We start from the raw sequence: 19,137 nt of genomic DNA on the forward strand, positions 1-19,137 counted from the left end.
GGTTCTTGCTGATCCTCCGTCATGCGAATTGTTCGCAACTCTGCTTTACGAGTGATCGAACATCCGATAGGCGGCAAGTTTCAGGCGGTCGTTCACCAGGAACCAGGCAAAGGCATAAACCCACACCATGGCGGCGAGTTCCCAGCCGATCGGCGCCATGAAAACGCCGTACACAGCAATCAGCGTAGCAATGATCTGCGTACCAATCACGGCGGCCAACAGGATTTTTGCAGGACGGATGGACCAGAACGGGCCGCGTGTGCGCGTGACGAAAACGGTCAGGTGGCCGGCGACGGAGAGTTTCAGGTAGATAAGCGACTGGATCGTGTCTCGATCCAGTTGGTAAACGCGTTCGGCCAGGTAAAACAGACCGAACGATGCCGCCACTCCCGCCAGACCCAAAACGCTGGCGATGCCCAGCACCAGTCGCATGTTCCAGCGTTCCGGAACGTTGGCGTATCTCACTCGGTCGTAAGCGATCGACAGGATCGCGCCGTCGTTCAACAGAGCCAGCAGCACAATCATCACGGCGGTCACCGGATAGAAGTTGAACACCAGAATTGACAGAGTCATGAACAGCAGCACGCGAATGGTTTCCGCGATGCGGTAGATGGCGTAGCTGTTCATCCGCTGGAAGATCTTGCGGGCCTCTTTGATCGCGTCGATCACGACCGACAAGCCGGGCGAAAGCAGCACGATGTCGGCGGCGGCGCGGGCGGCATCGGTCGCGCCGGAGACGGCGATGCCGCAGTCGGCCTTCTTCAGCGCCGGGGCGTCGTTGACTCCGTCACCCGTCATGCCGACGATGTGCCCGTGCTTCTGCAGCACGTCGACGATGTGGAACTTGTGTTCTGGATAAACCTGAGCGAACCCGTCGGCCTGCTCGATCAGTTCGTCGACCTGTGACGCCTTGTGGTAGCTGGTCTCCTGAAAGACCTTGGCGTCGACCAGGTTACGGCCCATGTCCAGTTGCGTGGCGATCTCGCGGCCGATTGCCAGTTGGTCGCCGGTGACCATCTTGACAGCGCATCCCATTTTCCGAGCGGTAGCAATCGTCGCCTTCGAATCTTCGCGGGGCGGATCGTACAACGGCAGCACGCCGAGGAATTTCCATTGACCTTGTTCGTCAGTTTGGGCTACGCCCAGCGAGCGAAACCCGCGAGCCGCAAAACGTCCGATCGCCTCTTCCACGTGCGAACGAATCGTATCGGCGTCGGGAACCAGATCGAGTATCACCTGCGGCGCACCTTTGCTCGTTTTGAATTCCGCGCCGCCGGAGTCGCGCACGGTCGCTTCGGTTCGTTTGTGAACCGGATCGAACGGTTGAAAGTGAACGAGATGAAAACCTTCGCCAGATGTCTCCTTTCGATCGGCCAGCACAGCCTGATCGATGGCATCCTGATCTTCGGCCCGCGAAGCCAGTCTGGCGGCCTGCAGAATCTGCCCGGACGTGACGCCGTCCATCAGAAATGGATCACCAAGTGTCAGTTTGTTCTGAGTGAGCGTACCGGTTTTGTCGCTGCACAGGACGTCCATGCCGGCCAGTTCTTCGATCGCAGCCAGGCGGCTGACAATCGCCTGACCGCGAGCCAGCACTCGCGCACCTACGGCCATCGTCACGGACAGCACGGTGGGCATGGCGACCGGAATGGCGGCCACGGTCAACACCAGAGCAAACTGCAGCGTCTCGGTCATCGGGTCTCCTCGAAACAGCGCGACCAGCAGGATCAGCACCACCAACACCACGGCGACGATAATCAGGAAGTCACCAATCTTCAGCACGGCTTTTTGAAAGTGACTTGTCGTGTGCGCCGATTCGACCAGATGCGCCGTGCGTCCGAAGTACGTGTTCGTTCCGGTGCCGTAAACCAGTGCGTCGACTTCGCCCTGCCTGATGATCGAACCGCTGTAGACCGACTCGCCCGCGTTCCGCGTCACCGGCAGCGATTCGCCCGTGAGCGCCGACTGATCGACTTCGACCGAATCGCCTTCCAGCAGCCTGGCGTCGGCCGGCACGATGTCGCCCAGTCGAACTCGAATCAAATCACCCGGCACCAGTTCGCGGGCCGGGACTGACAGCCACTGGCCGCCCCGTTTGACGCGTGCTCCCAACGCCAGCTTCGCTTTGAGAGCCGCAATCGCATTGCCGGCCTGAAACTCTTCCCAGAACCCGACCACCGCGTTCACCACCAGCAGCGTCAGGATAATGGCAAAATCGGCCCAGTGCCGGACGAGCGCCGAGAGCACCGCGGCGACTTCGATCATCCACGGAATCGGTCCCCAGAAGGACGAAAGAAGCTTCAGCAACGGATTGACTTTTTCTTCGGCCAGTTCGTTGGGACCGAACTTTGCCAGTCGCTGCTGAACGTCCTGTGGGTCAAGTCCGTCCGGACGGAACTTCAGCTCGTGCTGCAACTCATCCAGAGGCAGGTCGCCGAGTTGGCTGTCATCGCTGTGCTCGGGCGTCGTGAGTACTGCTGTCGTCATGTTGGGGAGTCTTTTTTCTATGGCAAGCAGCAGGGCGAACGGAGCGAACGATCAGTTCGCAGACTCACATCTGTCACCGATGGTCATGGCGCGATCATGCCGTTATCCAGGCAGACTTGCTCGAACGGAAACACAACGTCCGGATCAGCGCAGACGAGAGCTTCGTCTTTCCCATTGTAGTCCAGACGCGACAGCATGTTTTTGATGACATTCAGCCGCGCTGCTTTTTTGTCTCCTGCTCGGACGATTGTCCATGGTGCCACGGCATGATGTGTTCGTGACAGCATGATGTTGCGAGCCTCACTGTATTCATCCCAGTGCTTCTGTGCACTCTGATCGATCGGGCTGATCTTCCATTGCTTAAGCGGATCCTGTTTTCGGTCATTCAGCCGCCGCTTCTGTTCTTTCCGATCGATATCCAGATAATACTTCATCAGTTTGATGCCGGAACGCACCAGCAGTTGCTCATAGCTGCCCACCGTTTCCAGAAATTCGTGGTATTCATCGTCGGTGCAGAACCCCATCACTCGTTCGACACCTGCTCGGTTGTACCAGCTGCGGTTGAACAACACCATTTCCTGCGCGGCCGGCAGATGCGACGTATAACGCTGAAAGTACCATTCCGTCCGGTCGCGATCCGACGGCTTTCCCAGCGCTACGACGCGCGTTTCCCGAGGACTCAGATGCTGGACGATGCGTTTGATCAGGCCGTCTTTCCCGGCCGTGTCACGTCCTTCGAAAAGAATCAGGATCCTGGCATCCGAGCGAATGATTTCGTTCTGCAGCTTGACCAGTTCGATCTGCAGAGAGCGCAACGTCTTCTTGTAATCGTCGTGGGATGCGCCGCTTCGTTTGTCATGTTGTTTCTTCGGCATGCTGAGACTTTCTGAAATACTGAGGCGACATTCACGATTATTTCGGGATCTGTGTGGTCAAAATACTGTTCGCCTCCCGATCGGCGACGACCGAACACGTGAGCGCTCCAATCAGGCAAGGTCGAAGCGATCAAGGTTCATCACTTTGTCCCAGGCCGCGACGAAATCGTGGACGAACTTCTTCTCTGCATCGGAACTTCCATAGACTTCCGCCAGGGCACGGAGTTGCGAATTTGAACCGAAGACGAGGTCGACGCGCGTGCCGGTCCACTTGAGTTCGCCCGTGTTGCGGTTGCGGCCTTCAAACACGTCGGCGTCTTGCGGGACAGGCTGCCACTCATGGCCCATATCCAGCAGGTTCACGAAGAAGTCGTTTGTCAGCGCCTCCGGCCGGTTGGTGAAAACGCCATGCTGTGTCCCTCCAAAGTTGGCATTCAGCACTCGCATACCGCCCACGAGCACCGTCATTTCCGGCGCGGACAGTGTCAGCAATTGCGCCTTATCAATCAGCAGCGCTTCGGACGGGATGCTGTATTCGGCCTTGAGGTAATTGCGGAAGCCGTCTGCGATGGGTTCGAGCACGGCGAAGGAGTCCACATCAGTGTGCTCAAGGGAGGCATCCATGCGTCCCGGCACAAACGGCACCGTCACCTCGTGACCTGCATTTGTTGCCGCCTGCTCGACGCCCGCGCATCCGGCCAGAACGATCAGATCGGCTAGCGAAACCTTCTTGCCATCGGACTGGTCGCTGTTGAACTCACTCCGAATGCCCTCTAAGGTCTTGAGCACACTCGCCAGATGAGCAGGCTGATTGACTTCCCAGTCCTTTTGCGGCGCCAGGCGAATGCGGGCGCCGTTTGCACCGCCGCGTTTGTCGGAACCGCGAAACGTGGACGCCGACGACCAGGCGGTGTAGACCAACTCTGACACAGAAAGACCCGAAGCCAGGACCTTGCTCTTGAGCGACGCAATGTCCTGCGTATCGACCAAGGGGTGATCGACCTCGGGAATGGGGTCCTGCCAGATGAGCTGTTCCGTCGGAACCTCCGGGCCGAGGTAACGCGCGCGCGGGCCCATGTCGCGGTGCGTCAGCTTGAACCACGCCCGAGCGAACGCATCGGCGAGTTGATCCGGATGTTCCAAAAAGCGGCGTGAGATCTTCTCGTAAGCAGGATCAAAGCGCAGCGACAAATCGGTGGTCAGCATAGTCGGCAGGCGTTTCTTTGACGGATCGTGTGCATCCGGGATCACCGCCTCGGCCTCCTTGGCGACCCATTGATTGGCACCGGCCGGGCTCTTGCTCAGTTCCCACTCGTAGTTGAACAGGTTCTCAAGGAAGTAGTTGCTCCATTTGGTCGGGGTCTGCGTCCAGGTGACTTCCAGGCCGCTGGTAATCGTGTCTCCACCTTTGCCGGTGCCAAAGCTGTTCTTCCAGCCCAGCCCTTGTTCCTCAAGACCCGCCGCTTCCGGTTCAGGTCCGACGTTGGATGCTGGGGCAGCGCCGTGAGTCTTGCCGAAGGTATGGCCGCCCACGATCAGTGCCACGGTTTCTTCGTCGTTCATCGCCATGCGACCGAACGTCTCGCGAATATCCCGCGCAGCGGTGACTGGATCCGGGTTGCCATTGGGCCCTTCCGGGTTGACGTAAATCAGCCCCATCTGCACAGCAGCGAGCGGGTTTTCGAGATCGCGGTCGCCGGAGTAGCGTTTGTCGTCCAGCCAGGTCGTCTCGACGCCCCAGTAGACATCGTGATCCGGCTCCCAGGTATCCTCGCGTCCGCCGCCGATTCCGAACGTCTTGAAGCCCATCGATTCCAGCGCGACGTTGCCAGCCAGGATCATCAGGTCAGCCCATGAGATCCGGCGGCCATACTTCTGCTTGATCGGCCACAGGAGCCGGCGTGCCTTGTCCAGGCTGACGTTGTCCGGCCAACTGTTGAGTGGCGCAAAGCGCTGCTGGCCGCGTCCCCCGCCTCCCCGGCCGTCCCCGATGCGATAGGTTCCCGCACCGTGCCACGCCATACGAATGAACAACGGTCCGTAGTGTCCAAAATCCGCCGGCCACCAGTCCTGCGAGTCGGTCATCAGCGCCGCGAGGTCTTCCTTCACCGCCGCAAAATCCAGGCTCTTGAACTCTTCCGCGTAGTTAAAGTCCTCACCCATTGGATTGGATCTCGAGGAGTGTTGGCTCAGAAGTTCAAGCTTCAATTGGTTCGGCCACCAGTCGCGATTGGAAGTGCCGCCGCCATCGGCGTGGCAAGACGGGAACTTGTTCGAGTTGCCTGACATGTGGATTCTCCCTTAGAGATTCAGCGGCGAGTTACTTCGTCCGTCCATCGTCCAGCGGCAGATCAAACCAATGCGAGCGATCGACGACTGCCAGTGCGTCGCTGAGCGTGTAGACGATGGGCACGCCCGTGGGGATGTTGACTGCAGGGATTTGCTCATCGGAGATTTCATCGAGATATTTAATCAGTGCTCGCAGGGTGTTGCCGTGGGCCACGATCAAGACCGTCTTGCGCGCACGCAACGCCGGCGCGATTTCGTCTTCCCAGTAAGGCAAGGCACGCTCAATTGTGTCTTTCAGGCTTTCAGTCAGGGGAAGCTGATCGTCCGCCACTTCTGCGTAGCGTCTGTCGCGGCGGGGATAACGGGAATCGTCGCGAGTCAACTCCGGTGGGCGCACATCAAAACCGCGACGCCATTGATGCACTTGCCGGGCGCCTATTCGTTTCGTGGTTTCCGCCTTGTATTCGCCCTGCAAGGCGCCGTAATGCCGTTCGTTGAGGCGCCAGCTTCGATGGACGGGAATCCACATCTGATCCATCTCTTCAAGAACCAGCCACAATGTCTTGATGGCCCGTTTCAGGACCGATGTGTAGGCAACTTCGAACGCGAAGCCTTCGCGCAGCAAGTCTCGCCCAGACTCCACGGCCTCTTGCTGCCCCTTTTCGGACAGGTCCACGTCCGTCCAGCCCGTGAAGCGGTTCTCGCGGTTCCACACGCTTTCACCATGGCGCAGTAGCACCAGCGTTCTCTCAGCCATCCAAACGCATTCCTTTCATGCCTTACGAAGACTCGGCATATTGCTCGAATGTCTTGTCAAACCGCGACGCCAGCTCTTCGGCCTGACGGTCGTAGCCACTCACATCCGACCACGTGGCGCGTGGATCAAGGACTTCGGGCGAGACGCCGGGGCATTGCTTAAGTGCGCTGAGCCGCAACCGGGAGTTCGGCCGCGTTGGCTGATCGACCAGTTGCCCGCCAAGCGCTGCGGCCACCATGGCCCGCGTCTGCGGCAGCGGCATGCGATGGCCAACTCCGTAGCGGCCACCGGTCAGGCCGGTATTCACCAGCCAGCAGTGAACGCTGTGCTGCTGGATCTTGTCGGCCAGCAAGTCGGCGTAAACGCGCGGCGGCAGCGGCATGAACGGAGCTCCGAAGCAGGGGCTGAACGTCGCCTGTGGTTCTTTCACACCTGCTTCCGTCCCGGCCACCTTGGACGTGTAACCGCAGAGGAAGTGAAAACGTGCCTGGTCGGCCGTCAATCGCGATATCGGCGGCAAAACGCCAAAGGCGTCGTACGTGAGAAACACGATATTCCGGGGATGCCCGGCCATGCCCGTCCGATCGGCGCGGGGGATGTGCGAAATCGGGTAGGCAGCGCGAGTATTTTCGGTGAGCGTCGCGTCGTCCAGGTTCAGCCGCCGTGAGTGCGGGTCGATGGCCACGTTTTCCAGGATCGTGCCGAAGCGACGCGTCGTCTCGTAGATTTCCGGTTCGGTGTCCTCATTCAGCCCGATCACTTTGGCATAGCAGCCGCCTTCGAAATTGAACACGCCGTCGCTGCTCCAGCCATGTTCGTCGTCGCCGATCAGCGTGCGGTCGGCGGCTGTAGACAGAGTGGTCTTGCCGGTGCCTGACAGCCCGAAAAAAATCGCCACGTCGTCCCTGTCCCGACCGTAGTTCACCGACGAGTGCATCGGCAGGACACGATCGTGCGGCAGCAGGTAGTTCATGATCGTAAAGACCGACTTCTTGATTTCTCCCGCGTACGCCGTCCCGCCGATCAGCACGAGCTTTCGGGCGAGATGCAGGATGATAAATGCCTCGGAGTTCGTACCGTCCAGTTCCGGCGAGGCCAGGAAGCGAGGTGTGTTGATCACGGTGAATTGCGGCTGAAAGTCAGCCAGCTTCGCCCCGTCCAGTTCACGGATCAACATGTTGCGGGCGAAGAGGTTGTGCCAGGCCGTTTCTGTGACCACGCGGATCGGCACGCGGTATCGGGGATCGGCCCCGGCGTAGCAGTCCTCGACGAACAGGTCCTTGTCCTGCAAATAGGCCAACTGGCGGGCATAGAGCCGATCAAACTGCTGTTGACCAAACGGCTTGTTGACATTGCCCCACCAGATCTCGTGCTGGCTTGTCCCTTCGTCGACGATGAATTTATCGTTTGGTGCGCGCCCGGTGTGTTGACCGGTGCGGACGACTACGGAGCCCAGGTGTGCGATTACGCCCTCACGCCGCTGCACAATTTGTTCGTACAAACCCGGTGTCGGGAGATTTCGATAGACCTGCCCGACATTCCTGAGGCCGAAGATCTCCGTCTCCATCTTGTTGTACCCCCTGCGAATCGTTGATTCGAAACAGAACCGACGGCACCAGCGATCAGTCTGCGGCCGGTTCTCCGTTCAGCGCAACCAATACCTTGTAAGCGGCGGGAGGCGCCGCTACCGCAGGTTCGGATTGTTCAAGCGCCCGGATCACCGGAGCCACCACTGCGGCGAATTTCTTCATCTCGTGCAGCACATGATGTGCCGAAGTGCAGAACGCCACCGACCCCGCTCGCGAGATGAGACCACTCAGAACGGTGACCAATCCGGCCTTTTCCAATGCAATCAGGGCTTCCGCGGCGACCCAGCGAACATCTTCGTCTTCGTCGTCCAGTGCATGCATCAGAGCTGGAGCAGCCACGGAATCCGCGATCGACTGCAGCGCTTTGGCCGCCTCCCAGCGAACATGAGGATGAGGATCCAGCAGCGACGCAACTAACGCCCGAGTGACATCAGCGCCGCCCAGTTGCACCAGTGCCTGCCGCGATTTCTCGCGCCTGGCCGCATCGTCGCCTGCCAACTGCTCGATCAAACGAGCGACAGAATCAGTGTCTTCAACTTTTGATCCCATGACTTTCTCCAGAGATTGAACGCGATGTGTCAATAACACCGATTCTCAACTCGAACGGAAGAGATCCAGTGGATCACGAATCGTGTGCCTGTCACAGACGGCTTTGTCGTCCGCAGAACACGCGCAAATCCGTCACCGGGTTACTCCTGAATCCATTGCCGCGCCTTTTCGACATCGGTGTGGTCGAAGTACTTGATCGTTGCGGTGGTAAAGGGACGGCAGAAAGCGGACATGCCTTTTTCCCATTTTGTTTCGCCGACGATGGCCAGACGTTCAATATGGTTGAAGTGCCGGAGGTCGAACTTGATGTCTTCCCATGCAGCTCCGACTGTCCAGCCGTGAAAGTCATGCATGATGAAGAGAATCCGGATTTTGCCGTGTTCGCGGATCTTCTCTTCGGTCATGGGAACAAACGCTTGGTAAGCCTCTTTGGTCAGTTTGCCGGTGGCATGGACCTCAATGACATTGCCGACTGCGGTCTCGATGATCTCAAATGACATGACAATTCCGTCCTGAGGATGACCCGATGGGAAGATGCCGGGGGCCGAGCCGGACGCATCCGGCTCGAATCCCGGCTCGTCCGTTACGCTGACTGATGGTGGTCGACGCTGACCGATTGGGTCTGATCGATGATCGACCTGGCTTTGGTAACGTCATCGGGATCACCGTGGGCGATCAGCACGTACTTGCCGGCACGGAGTGCGGTTTCGTAGCGGACGACGCTGTCCCGGGGAATTCCCAGACTGAACAGGCCCGCACCCAGCGCGCTCACGCCGCCGAGCACGACCGCGTTCTCCAGGCCGGCGACGATGGCCGCCGCGAGTGGCCCGGCAACAACCAGCGGACCTACGCCGGGAACCCAGAAGAACGCGGCACCGAACAGCACGCCCCAGATCCCGCCCCAAAATGCGCCAAGTTTGCCCCAATACTTCATGCGGTCACCGGCATTGTAGTACCCGACGACATGCTCTTCGGTGTGGTAGTCGCGCCCCACAATCGAAAGCTGCTTCATATTGAAGCCGGACTGTTGCAGTTCCTTGACGGCCGCTTCGGCCAGAGTGTGGTTATCGTACGTGGCGACGACCGCATCGTTTTGCAGGGTTGCCATGGTCATGATTCAATCCTTTCTGAAAACGGAAGATCAGGAACCGGTGTTGTCAGAATGGCTTCCAGTCGTTCAGCAATTCTGTCAAACGAACGGAAGCCGGTCCTGTACCGGAATTGGAATGCCGAGTGTCGTGTCAGAACGTTGTCTTTGACGCCTTCTTCAGCGTCTCATCCATTTCCTTAACGGCCTTTTCGATTTCATCGATATTCTTTCCGAGCACGTTATTGTCGACGGTCTTCGTTTCCGAAATCGTCCTGCCGTCCCGGCGAATAGTCTCGAACAGAGTGATGGTGTCGGCACCAAATTGGTAGTGCGCTGAGTTTGCGGCATGTTGCAAATGGGCCACAGCGGCTTCCAGATTCTGAGCCGCATAGCCTTCCTCACTCTTGCCGAAGTTTTCCTTCGCGTTGAAGAAGTGCCATTCGGCCAGGGCGTGGGAGGCACGAGCCAACGCACCATCCAGACGCGCCCCGTCTGTGAGATCTCCGGATCGCAGATTCCTGGCGAGCGACTTCAGGTCCGCGGCAGCAGACTCCAGTTTCTCCCGGGTAATCGGCATCGCATGTCCGGCCGCGTACTTCAGCCAGGTCACTGCCCTGTCGATCTCGTTGGCCGCGGCTGTCTCTTCATTGCGCCGAAAGTGATATCGCGCGCTGTCAAGCGCGTAGACCGAATCGAACCGCAGCGGATACCACCAGTCCTCCTCAATCACCACCCAGCCCGGGGAATCGGCCGGCTTTTCGCCTGCGGTTTTCGCCTTCGTGCTGTCCTTGTCCGCCATCGCCATCGACGCCATTGATGCGAGCAACAGGCTCGCTACTGCAAAACTGGTCTTTCTCATCGTGCTTCTCCTTTCTGAAAGAGCATGTGCTGACCAAACGAAACACTTACTTCACGGGGAAATGTCACCGGATTGCGGAAACCGCACCCGGCCTCTGATGCGGCTCGATCACTTTTCCGAGCTTCTCGATCTCTGTGCCGACCCAGGTGACACCCTTTCCGACTTCATCCGGTACAAAGCCTGTCCCTTCGACCAGCCGCCCTGCCACCATGCGCACGCCATTTGCCGTGGCCTCGGCGCCGGCTTCCAGTTTGTGTCCGGTCCACCTGGCGGCGTTTTCAACATGGTTAGTGGCGGATCGCAGATAGTGCCCGCCGGTACGACCGCGCTGATTTCTGATCGCTGTCTTTGCCATTGTGTGGTGATGATGTGCCAGGGCGTGTTCGGCCCGTGCGAATGCGTTTTCGAGAGTCGTGACGGACTTCACTCCACCCGCTTCAACATCCTTCGCCAGTTGGTCAATTTCGCGAGCCGAGGCAGTGAGTGCGGTTCTGGCGTCGCCGACGGCGTTGCTGGCCGCGGCGTGCAGGAATCCGCCTGCCAGCCACAGGTCGTGGGCAGCCGCCTTGAAGTCCTTCTTCAAGAAGTTCTCATGAGCCCGCTTCATGTGATCCGATGGTTCTTCGACGAAACGCACCCAGACGTCTTCCTCGATCACAAACGTCGGCGCGACCGATGGTTGCTTGTCATCCGCCGCCTTTGCAAACACGTTGTCCGCCATTCCCAACGAGGCCATTGATGCGAGCAGCAGGCTCCCTATTGCAAAATTGGTCTTTCTCATCGTGCTTCTCCTTTTTGAAAGAACATAGGTGAGTCATTCACAGCGGAATCTGAGACGAATATCACCGGAGTCTCCGCGAGTTACCCGTCTGTTGACTGGAATCCACGCGACGGTCGCTGAGTTGCTGCTCGCTGTGGAGCATCCGCACGTGTATCGGCGCGCCGAAGACACGCCGAACATAGAGGTGGTGAATTGCTGTGACGGTCATGACACTGCGAGTGCCTCGGGCAGTTGCTCGGACATTCACCCGCTCAGCACCAACACGTGGCACCTCATTTGTCGAACACCAACAACCGGGGTTCCGGCGTCCGACCGAGCCATCACGCAATCGTTGTGCCACAACTGAAGCGACAGGAAAAACACATCGCACTTGTCACGTGCTGAGGTGCGTTTCGGCGAATGCCCGGAACGTCGCCTGCTGGCGAAAGAGCCTGAATCAGCGAGTCTCGGCACACTGAATTCAGCTAAGTCCGGCCCGAAGTCCGCACCGCTCAGAGCAGCAGCCCGTTCCACGATGGCCTGGGACAAATTGTCCCATCGCGGCATTGCGTCCCGCGACGCCGGCAGCAGCTCCGGCAACCGCCACTGAGCGCCGTGAAACGCCGAATGAGCCGACCTGACTGACGAGGCCGCACGGTCGACTTACAATGACCGCTGGTCCTGTTTTTGCAGCGTCGGAGGCCGGTGGAAGCATGAAACGAATCGCAGTTCCTCCCATGAAACTCGCGGCCAGGCTCATTCTGATCTTTCTCGCCGGCGTGCTGTGCATCGTCGGCATTTCGGCATGGCTGTCGATCGAGCAGCACCATGCCTGGGAAGAATATCAACGCGAGTCGCATGACGCGCAACTGGTTGACGCGATGACGCCGGCCATCATGATGGCTTTGAAGGATGACGCTACGGTGACGCTTGCCCAGGCCGTTCAGATTTCATCACGCGGCGTCAAGGGCAAGGAGTTCCGCGTCACCAACGACAAAGAAGTGATGGTTCCGGAGAGAACCATCACTGCCCGGGAAATTTCCAGCATCTCCGTGACAAACGGGAACGGTACGCGAACGGCGCACACGTTCGTACCGCTGGTCATTGACGGCATCGATTCGGGAACAGTGCAGATCTCTCAGTCGCTGGAGCCGCACGACGCGTTTATTCGCCGTCAGATTCTAAGCGTCGCCGCTTCGCTGGCGGGTGTTGCATTGCTGTCCGGACTGGTGATTTACGTCGGCGGAATCAGGCTGGTTGCCAGGCCGCTGAAGAAGCTGTTTGCACAGATCGATGCCATTGGCCGGGGACAGCTTGACCAGCCGCCTGCGTTATCCGGCAACGACGAATTCGGCCGGCTGGCACTCGCCATCAGCAACATGAGCCGCCGGCTGCGGGAACAGCGGGACACGATTCGCCATACGGATCGGCTTGGTACCGTCGGAACGCTGGCCGCCGGCATTGCTCACGAACTCGGAACCCCGTTGAACGTCGTTTCCGGACAGGCGGCACTGATCGCCGGCGGCCGGCTGACTGCCGAAGAAGTTCAGGGAAGCGCCCGCGACATCAAAGAAGAGGCTGACCGCATGACGGCGATCATTCGGCAGTTGCTGGACTTCGCCCGCCGGAAGCCGGCGGAACGGCGGGTCTTCGACCTGCCCGAATTGGTACGCCGGACGTGCGGCCTGATGGAACCTCTGGCCCACAAGGCCGGCGTCCGCGTTCGCGTCGAAGACATCGACAGTTTGCCGTGTGTAACCGGCGAACCGTCTCAGCTGCAGCAGGTCTTCACAAACCTGATCAGCAACGCCGTCGCGGCACTTCCCGACGGTGGCGACGTTCGTGTCTCCGTTTCTGCAACGGACGATGGAAAACAGGTGTGCGTCGAAGTCAGCGACACGGGGACCGGCATCAGCGCCGAGGATCTTCCGCGAGTCTTCGAACCGTTTTTCACCACGAAGGATGTTGGCCTGGGCACAGGACTGGGATTGTCCATCGCGTACGGAATCATTCGCGAACACGGTGGCGAGATTTCTGTTCGAAGCACCCAGGGACAGGGCACGAGCTTCCGCATCACGCTTCCATTAACCGACGCGTCCGGGGATACAACTCATGAATGACGAGAATGCCGAAGCGCGGGTTCTGATCGTCGACGATGAACAGAAGATGTGCAAACTGATCGCGACGGACCTGCGATTGCGCGGGACTCAAAGCCAGATCTGTCTGTCAGCGGCCGAAGCGATGGAGGCCATCCGGCAGTCGGAATTCGACGTCGTGCTGACCGACGTGCGGATGCCGGGCACCAGTGGACTGCAGCTTTGTCGGCAGCTTTCGGAAACACGGCCGGACATCCCCGTGATTGTGATGACCGGATTCGGCACGCTGGAAACAGCGGTCTCCGCCATGCGCAACGGCGCCTACGATTTCATCACCAAGCCGATTGAGATGGACCTGCTTTCGATCACGCTGCGCCGAGCCATCGAAAAACGCCGGCTGACCGAACAAATCCGCATGCTGGAATCGTCGAATGGGTCGCGAACGGCGTTCGGTGAAGTGCTTGGTCAGAGTCCGGCGATGCTTGAATTATACGACCAGTTGCAGCAGGTCGCCGCGTCAGACGCTTCGGTTCTGATCACGGGCGAAAGCGGCACGGGAAAAGAACTTGTCGCCAGGTCGATTCACGCCAACAGCCGCCGTGCAAAACGGCCCTTTGTAGCCGTCAATTGTGCCGCCCTGTCGGAAGCGCTGCTGGAAAGCGAACTGTTCGGACATGTCAAGGGAGCGTTCACCGATGCGCGCGGGGAGCGTCGCGGCCTGTTTCTGGAAGCCGATGGCGGCGTGCTGCTGCTGGATGAAATGGGAGAAATGCCGGTTTCCATGCAGGTCAAGCTGCTGCGAACTCTCGAAGAACGCAAAGTCCGCCCCGTCGGCAGCGACAGGGAATCACCATTCGACGTTCGAGTCCTGTGCGCGACGAATCGAGATCTTGAGGCGGCGGTTGCCGATGGTTGTTTTCGCGAAGACCTTTACTACCGGCTGCATGTCATCGGCGTCGAACTGCCGCCGCTGCGCAGTCGCGGCACGGACATCCTGAGGCTGGCCGAAGACTTTGTGAGGCGGTTTGCCGCCGGCGAAAACAAACCGATCGCCGGGCTGGCTGAGGGCGTCGCAGAAAAGCTGCTGAGCTATTCCTGGCCCGGCAACGTCCGCGAACTGCGTAACGTTATGGAACGAGCCGTCGCGCTGACTCGCTATGACAGGATCACGGCTGAGGACTTGCCGGAAAAGGTCCGCAACTTCACGGGCGCCACGTTCTTCATTGGTGGGCTTGATCCGAGTGAACTCGTGTCTCTCGAAGAAATCGAACGGCGCTACATCAACCACGTTCTGGAAGCCTGCTGCGGCAACCAGACTCAGGCCGCCCGCATCCTCGGTCTCAACCGCAAGACCATCTACCGCAAAGTGAAAGATTGACCCTCCACTCGCCAGTGTACCATTCGCCCGGCCGCGCCGCTGATCTGCCCGCGGATGACGGAATCCGCAATGCAGCGATTCCGGACACCTCCCTGTCCGGAAGCGTCAACTACGCACGCACGGCAGGCAAGTCTATCAACACTTTCGCTCGCCCAGCCGCTGGTGACAACGCCGTCCCCGGGGTCTAAGCTGCATTCATCGCCGCTTTGGCCGATGAATTGATTCGGCAGGACACCGACTGCCGTTCACTGGCAGCTCAAGAGGCGGCAACGTTCAACGCACGATCTATCCGCCAGCGCGTCTGCCGCCGGACAGACCGCAATTCGACGATTCAGAAAAGGGACACGAACACGCGATGGCCGCAACGATCAGTGACTCATGGACTCGCATCGCAGCGTGGTTGCGGGCAAACGCTCCCGATGACTTTGCGTTCCTTCAGGGACCGGCATCTCCGGAAGAGATTGACGCAGTGGCCGCGCAATTCGGAATTGAGATTCCTGACGATTTCAGGCAACTGTATGAACTCATGAATGGTACAGATCCCAATGGCGAATCGGCTGGGCTTTTTCCGTCTGTCGACGAATGGGATGACATGGCATTTGGACCATTGGCTCTGGACCAGATCGTTTACGACTGGCAATTGCAGAAAGAGCTGGTCGAATGCGGAGACTTCGCTGATCGTGAACCGGAATCATGCGATTCCGGCATCGCAAACGAATGGTGGAATGTTGGCTGGATCCCATTCGCTTCGAATGGTGGCGGCGACTACTACTGCATCGACATGGCTCCGACCGCCGACGGAACGAAAGGCCAGGTCATCACGCACTCACATGAATCCGGCGAGCACAAAGTACTTGCGCCGTCACTTTCTGCCTATCTCGGCGAATTGGCGGATGGCCTGGAGGCGGGGCAGTTCGAGTACACGGACTACGGTATGCAGCGGATCGAAACCGAAGATTGATGCTGGACAATCACACGGATGCATCGAAGTGCAGGCGGCGTTCTTCGCGAGCCTGCGCGATTCCACCCGCAGGCATCTGAAGCCGTGTTCAATCATTTTTCAGGCCGATTATGGCCGGCGGCCCCTGTCGAAAACCGGCATGAGCACCACAAAGATCAATACTCCCGTGGCGGTGAGCCACCCCGCCCCGTAAATCGGCCGATGCTATAGGAATCTGCGCAGTTATTCTCCATCGCCGAGACATCGGCAGAGGAATCGCTGCGGGAGACTCGCGACAAAGTGCAGGAAATTCTGTTAGCGGTGGCCGTACTGAAAGCCAGTGTTTTCGCTGATCCACGCACTCTCACCAACGGCCTCCGGTACTCGGAGTGAACATGGGACAAAGTGCCGTGTGTATTCGGTCTTTTGCTCACGGACTGCGAGCATAACCAGGTGCCGTCACACTTGCGTCAATCCCGGCTTCACTCAAGATTTGCCGACGCGTACTCTCCGTCAGTTGCGGCCAAACGCGAACCAAGGCGAACAGACGCGAATCGAGTTCAAGTGCACCACCCTGCGCACCACCGACGCTCTGAATAGCCGTTTCAACAAGCGAATTCGCTGATTGTTCGACTCCTGTAGGGACCATCCTGCGGTCGCCCGTCGACGGTAACTCATGCGAATGGCCGGGAAAAACGCTTGGTTTTTCGCGGCCATCGCTCGTTAGTACGGGCCTGCTTCTACAGCGGCAAATGCTCTCGACAGGAGTCGAACCTGCACGGGATTGCTCCCACATGCCCCTCAAGCATGCGTGTCTACCAATTCCACCACGAGAGCGTGATCGTCCGGCTGATGTCGGAAGCAGAATGGAAGAATCTGTGGATGACACAACGACGCCGGGTGGGTTCGGTGTCTTCGCGTTCCGACTCGGCGGAAAGATAACAGGGAACGCGTTGCGGCTTCAAGTAACGCGATGCGAGCGTGCAGGCGATTCCAACCTCGTTGTGGATGGTTGTGCGACTGTGATGACGGATGGCCGCTGTGCCGATCCGGAGCGGCGAGTGTCGGTGACGGTCTGCCTGCGTTATCGGCCAGACCAGTGCCGGTATTTTCCCCCGGATTGCATTGCCAGTTGCTGCAGCCATGTCAGGTCGCGCGTTTCCGGCGAACCGATGCCGAATTCGACGACATGAATCCTCGCGCCGCTGCGGTTCGCGTTTCGGATATCGCGAAGATCGGCGGGAGCCAGGCGGGGTTCTGTGCCGTCGGTGAGGAAATAGACCACTTCCGGATCCAGACGCAGTGCGGCAAGGATGGCCGGCTTGTGTTCCGTGCCGGCTGTCGCTTCCTGGCTGCTGATTGCCGCGCAGGCCAGATCCACGTGGATCGTGTCAGCCGGGTACCAGTCTTTCTGAGGGCGGTTGCGAAGATTGATGAGCTGCGGAGGCCCGTCGTCGTAGAAGATGACCTGGAACCGCTGATGGGGCTGAAGCTGACGCAGGCTTGCCTGCAACTGAGCCTTCGCCAGCCGGAGGCGTTGCTCCTGACTCATACTGCCCGAGATATCGATGACATACACAAATCTCTGCCCGGAGTCAGCGATCTCCATGAAGGATGTTTCGCCGGGGCCGGGAGTCGGTGACCCGGATGCTCCGCGCCCGGATGTTCCCGACGGCTGAATCAACTCCGGAACGCCGCCCTGGGTGCCGCTGAGTCCAGCCAGTGGTGCTCCGGGACCAATGACGGCGGGTACTTCGTTGAGCATTGCTGCCGTGGACGAATTCGTCGACTGCAGATCTGTTTTCCCCAGTAGTTCGGCGACGGTTGGTGCTTCCTGCGGCACGACATCCTGCGGCGGGCGCTGCGAAGCGGGTTGAATGACGTCGGCGTCCTGGGGCTGGTCGGCCGGCCGGTCAGACACGGCGTCTGATGAGTCGTTGATGGCGGTCAATCCGATATCTCGGAACTGCTCGCCACCGGCATCGGCGGGTTGTCCCTGCTGACAGCCTCGCAGCGACCAGCCAGCGAGTAACAGCACCAGCACATGCAGAACCAGCGATCCCAGGCTGCTGGGAAGCAGCGACTTCCATGCGGTTGTGTCAGCCTGCAGTGCTGTTGGCTTGACGTTCACGATGTCTGTTCCCCGGCTTCGGAAAACTGGCGGCGAACCGAATTCCCGGAAACGCCGAATGCACACATCTGAAAGAGCACCGCCGGCACACCATTTCCACATGGCGAACGGGCAGGCAGTTCATGGCAGGTGTCGGCCCGCGGTTCGCTCTACTTTCGCCTTACTGTCCGGTGTCCGCTGGTTCCTGTTCTGTCGGCTCGGGATTTGCCAGCGCTTTGATTCGCTCGATCACCTGCGGAGTCAGGTTTTCTTCGACGACGCCTTCAGGAGCGTGGAAAACGAACGTGTCTTCGGGAATGGCTTCATTCAGCGTCAGCTTGCGAAAATCGAGTGTCACCAGCGGGCGGACGAGCGTTTGCGCGGGATCGGGGTGTTTCTTGAGGTATTGGATTCGTCGCGGCAGAAGTGCATCGGCGTCGACGTAAACGCGGACGAATTCGGGCACGGTGTCCGGCAACTGCGAGGTTGAATCGGTGGCATTAAAGAAGGTCCGCAGACTGGTGTCGGACCAGCGGCCCGTGAGCACCAGGAACCGTGTCTGACCGATCGTTTGTTCGCGAACGGGGCCGAATTCCATGACTGCCTGTAGTTTCGCCAGCAGCGCGTGAAGTCCGCCGACGCCAAGATCCTGCAGCATGCGAGTTGCGTCTTCAGACCCGGCCTGCGGAACGGCTTCGAGGATTTCCCGGATGTCCTGGCGATTCAACTGCTGCAGACCTCCGTTGTTCCACAGAGTCCACAGAGTCCCGCCGTCGCTGACCTGAATCAGCGAAGCGGTTGGTTTCAGTTCGGTGGTGTCTTCGGGGTCTTCGTTGATTCCGTCTGTCTGAGTGTCGGAAGCTTTGACGGATCGAACGGGAAACATCTGGAATTCGAGCCGGATGCGATTGCCGGATGCCTGCGTGTAGTGTCCGGTCGCCAGAAACCGGGAGCCGGACATCACGACAGTTTCGTTCAGATCGGCCGACAGGGAATCCAGCGAGTCGAGTTTTTCGCGGACGGTATCCAGGACTTCAGCGGCCGTCTGAGTCGGTTCGGAGGCGGCGCCGGGAGCGGCCGATCCCGCCGGTTCCTGCGTCGGCTGTGCGGCGAAAATCAGCGGAGCGGCCTTCTGCGCCCCGGTGACGGCAAAAACTGCCGCCAGGAGCCCCAGCATCCGGAATGTCAGACTTTGCGGTTTGTGCTTCATGTTCGGAAAGTAGCGGATTTGCCAAAGAATGGAGTTGTCATATCCCGACATTTGAGAGTGAAAGACCGATTTCGGTTGTCGCTCGGGCACGCTGCAGCGGGCCGCGGCGGCGATCGGATTCTATGCCGTTGGGCATCGTTGGGTCGAC

At 59.2% G+C, this 19,137-nt stretch carries 15 protein-coding genes and 1 tRNA gene; 3 read left to right on the top strand and 13 right to left on the bottom strand.

The annotated features are described in order from the left end of the window. Positions 1–45: 45 nt before the first annotated feature. From R3C19_17440 to R3C19_17485, 10 genes are all read right to left on the bottom strand, one after another. Entirely contained in the window at positions 46–2,487 is a 2,442-nt protein-coding gene (locus tag R3C19_17440; GenBank protein MEZ6062126.1) for a plasma-membrane proton-efflux P-type ATPase, read from the bottom strand. An 83-nt stretch (positions 2,488–2,570) separates the two neighbouring features. Then, a complete protein-coding gene (ppk2, locus tag R3C19_17445) occupies positions 2,571–3,362 on the bottom strand; it encodes a polyphosphate kinase 2 (protein MEZ6062127.1) in 792 nt (263 codons plus the stop codon). 111 nt (positions 3,363–3,473) lie between these two features. Beyond that, positions 3,474–5,651 (bottom strand): catalase/peroxidase HPI, encoded by a 2,178-nt coding sequence (katG, locus tag R3C19_17450; GenBank protein MEZ6062128.1) that lies wholly within the window; start codon positions 5,649–5,651, stop codon positions 3,474–3,476. Between the two features lie 31 nt (positions 5,652–5,682). Next, complete coding sequence (gene gpmA / locus R3C19_17455) at positions 5,683–6,408, bottom strand: 2,3-diphosphoglycerate-dependent phosphoglycerate mutase (protein ID MEZ6062129.1); 726 nt, start codon at positions 6,406–6,408, stop codon at positions 5,683–5,685. A 22-nt stretch (positions 6,409–6,430) separates the two neighbouring features. Continuing rightward, complete coding sequence (pckA, locus tag R3C19_17460; protein ID MEZ6062130.1) at positions 6,431–7,975, bottom strand: phosphoenolpyruvate carboxykinase (ATP); 1,545 nt, start codon at positions 7,973–7,975, stop codon at positions 6,431–6,433. Between the two features lie 55 nt (positions 7,976–8,030). Continuing rightward, positions 8,031–8,546, bottom strand: a complete 516-nt coding sequence (locus R3C19_17465) for a HEAT repeat domain-containing protein (GenBank protein MEZ6062131.1) — start codon at positions 8,544–8,546, stop codon at positions 8,031–8,033. A gap of 140 nt (positions 8,547–8,686) precedes the next feature. Next, on the bottom strand, positions 8,687–9,046 hold the full coding sequence (locus R3C19_17470; protein MEZ6062132.1) for an STAS/SEC14 domain-containing protein: 360 nt from the start codon (positions 9,044–9,046) through the stop codon (positions 8,687–8,689). An 83-nt stretch (positions 9,047–9,129) separates the two neighbouring features. Then, positions 9,130–9,660 carry a general stress protein gene (locus R3C19_17475; GenBank protein ID MEZ6062133.1) on the bottom strand — a complete coding sequence of 177 codons (531 nt, stop codon included), beginning with the start codon at positions 9,658–9,660 and terminating at the stop codon, positions 9,130–9,132. Between the two features lie 127 nt (positions 9,661–9,787). After that, positions 9,788–10,495 (bottom strand): hypothetical protein, encoded by a 708-nt coding sequence (locus R3C19_17480; protein ID MEZ6062134.1) that lies wholly within the window; start codon positions 10,493–10,495, stop codon positions 9,788–9,790. 64 nt (positions 10,496–10,559) lie between these two features. Continuing rightward, complete coding sequence (locus R3C19_17485) at positions 10,560–11,276, bottom strand: hypothetical protein (GenBank protein ID MEZ6062135.1); 717 nt, start codon at positions 11,274–11,276, stop codon at positions 10,560–10,562. A 692-nt stretch (positions 11,277–11,968) separates the two neighbouring features. On the opposite strand from R3C19_17485, the gene R3C19_17490 reads away from it, so the two are divergent. From R3C19_17490 to R3C19_17500, 3 genes are all read left to right on the top strand, one after another. Then, complete coding sequence (locus R3C19_17490; protein ID MEZ6062136.1) at positions 11,969–13,375, top strand: HAMP domain-containing sensor histidine kinase; 1,407 nt, start codon at positions 11,969–11,971, stop codon at positions 13,373–13,375. Then, complete coding sequence (locus tag R3C19_17495; GenBank protein MEZ6062137.1) at positions 13,368–14,729, top strand: sigma-54 dependent transcriptional regulator; 1,362 nt, start codon at positions 13,368–13,370, stop codon at positions 14,727–14,729. The genes R3C19_17490 and R3C19_17495 overlap by 8 nt, the downstream gene beginning before the upstream one ends. A gap of 355 nt (positions 14,730–15,084) precedes the next feature. Beyond that, positions 15,085–15,690, top strand: a complete 606-nt coding sequence (locus tag R3C19_17500) for an SMI1/KNR4 family protein (GenBank protein ID MEZ6062138.1) — start codon at positions 15,085–15,087, stop codon at positions 15,688–15,690. Positions 15,691–16,422: 732 nt separating this feature from the next. Here R3C19_17500 and R3C19_17505 read toward each other — a convergent pair. From R3C19_17505 to R3C19_17515, 3 genes are all read right to left on the bottom strand, one after another. Continuing rightward, a tRNA-Leu gene (locus R3C19_17505) sits at positions 16,423–16,506 on the bottom strand. A gap of 247 nt (positions 16,507–16,753) precedes the next feature. Beyond that, positions 16,754–17,800: a VWA domain-containing protein gene (locus R3C19_17510; GenBank protein MEZ6062139.1), complete on the bottom strand. Its 1,047-nt coding sequence runs from the start codon at positions 17,798–17,800 to the stop codon at positions 16,754–16,756. Between the two features lie 160 nt (positions 17,801–17,960). Further along, positions 17,961–18,989 carry a hypothetical protein gene (locus tag R3C19_17515; protein ID MEZ6062140.1) on the bottom strand — a complete coding sequence of 343 codons (1,029 nt, stop codon included), beginning with the start codon at positions 18,987–18,989 and terminating at the stop codon, positions 17,961–17,963. Between the last annotated feature and the right edge of the window lie 148 nt (positions 18,990–19,137).

The sequence above is a fragment of the Planctomycetaceae bacterium genome, from assembly GCA_041398785.1.
Taxonomy (GTDB): domain Bacteria; phylum Planctomycetota; class Planctomycetia; order Planctomycetales; family Planctomycetaceae; genus JAWKUA01.

What these genes read in the sequence shown, in the direction of transcription:
- R3C19_17500 (MEZ6062138.1), top strand. Translation starts at nt 15,085, where the DNA reads ATGGCCGCAACGATCAGTGACTCATGGACTCGCATCGCAGCGTGGTTG.
- pckA (MEZ6062130.1), bottom strand. Translation starts at nt 7,975, where the DNA reads ATGGAGACGGAGATCTTCGGCCTCAGGAATGTCGGGCAGGTCTATCGA.
- R3C19_17490 (MEZ6062136.1), top strand. Translation starts at nt 11,969, where the DNA reads ATGAAACGAATCGCAGTTCCTCCCATGAAACTCGCGGCCAGGCTCATT.
- R3C19_17440 (MEZ6062126.1), bottom strand. Translation starts at nt 2,487, where the DNA reads ATGACGACAGCAGTACTCACGACGCCCGAGCACAGCGATGACAGCCAA.
- R3C19_17465 (MEZ6062131.1), bottom strand. Translation starts at nt 8,546, where the DNA reads ATGGGATCAAAAGTTGAAGACACTGATTCTGTCGCTCGTTTGATCGAG.
- gpmA (MEZ6062129.1), bottom strand. Translation starts at nt 6,408, where the DNA reads ATGGCTGAGAGAACGCTGGTGCTACTGCGCCATGGTGAAAGCGTGTGG.
- R3C19_17485 (MEZ6062135.1), bottom strand. Translation starts at nt 11,276, where the DNA reads ATGAGAAAGACCAATTTTGCAATAGGGAGCCTGCTGCTCGCATCAATG.
- R3C19_17470 (MEZ6062132.1), bottom strand. Translation starts at nt 9,046, where the DNA reads ATGTCATTTGAGATCATCGAGACCGCAGTCGGCAATGTCATTGAGGTC.
- ppk2 (MEZ6062127.1), bottom strand. Translation starts at nt 3,362, where the DNA reads ATGCCGAAGAAACAACATGACAAACGAAGCGGCGCATCCCACGACGAT.
- R3C19_17475 (MEZ6062133.1), bottom strand. Translation starts at nt 9,660, where the DNA reads ATGACCATGGCAACCCTGCAAAACGATGCGGTCGTCGCCACGTACGAT.
- R3C19_17480 (MEZ6062134.1), bottom strand. Translation starts at nt 10,495, where the DNA reads ATGAGAAAGACCAGTTTTGCAGTAGCGAGCCTGTTGCTCGCATCAATG.
- R3C19_17515 (MEZ6062140.1), bottom strand. Translation starts at nt 18,989, where the DNA reads ATGAAGCACAAACCGCAAAGTCTGACATTCCGGATGCTGGGGCTCCTG.
- katG (MEZ6062128.1), bottom strand. Translation starts at nt 5,651, where the DNA reads ATGTCAGGCAACTCGAACAAGTTCCCGTCTTGCCACGCCGATGGCGGC.
- R3C19_17495 (MEZ6062137.1), top strand. Translation starts at nt 13,368, where the DNA reads ATGAATGACGAGAATGCCGAAGCGCGGGTTCTGATCGTCGACGATGAA.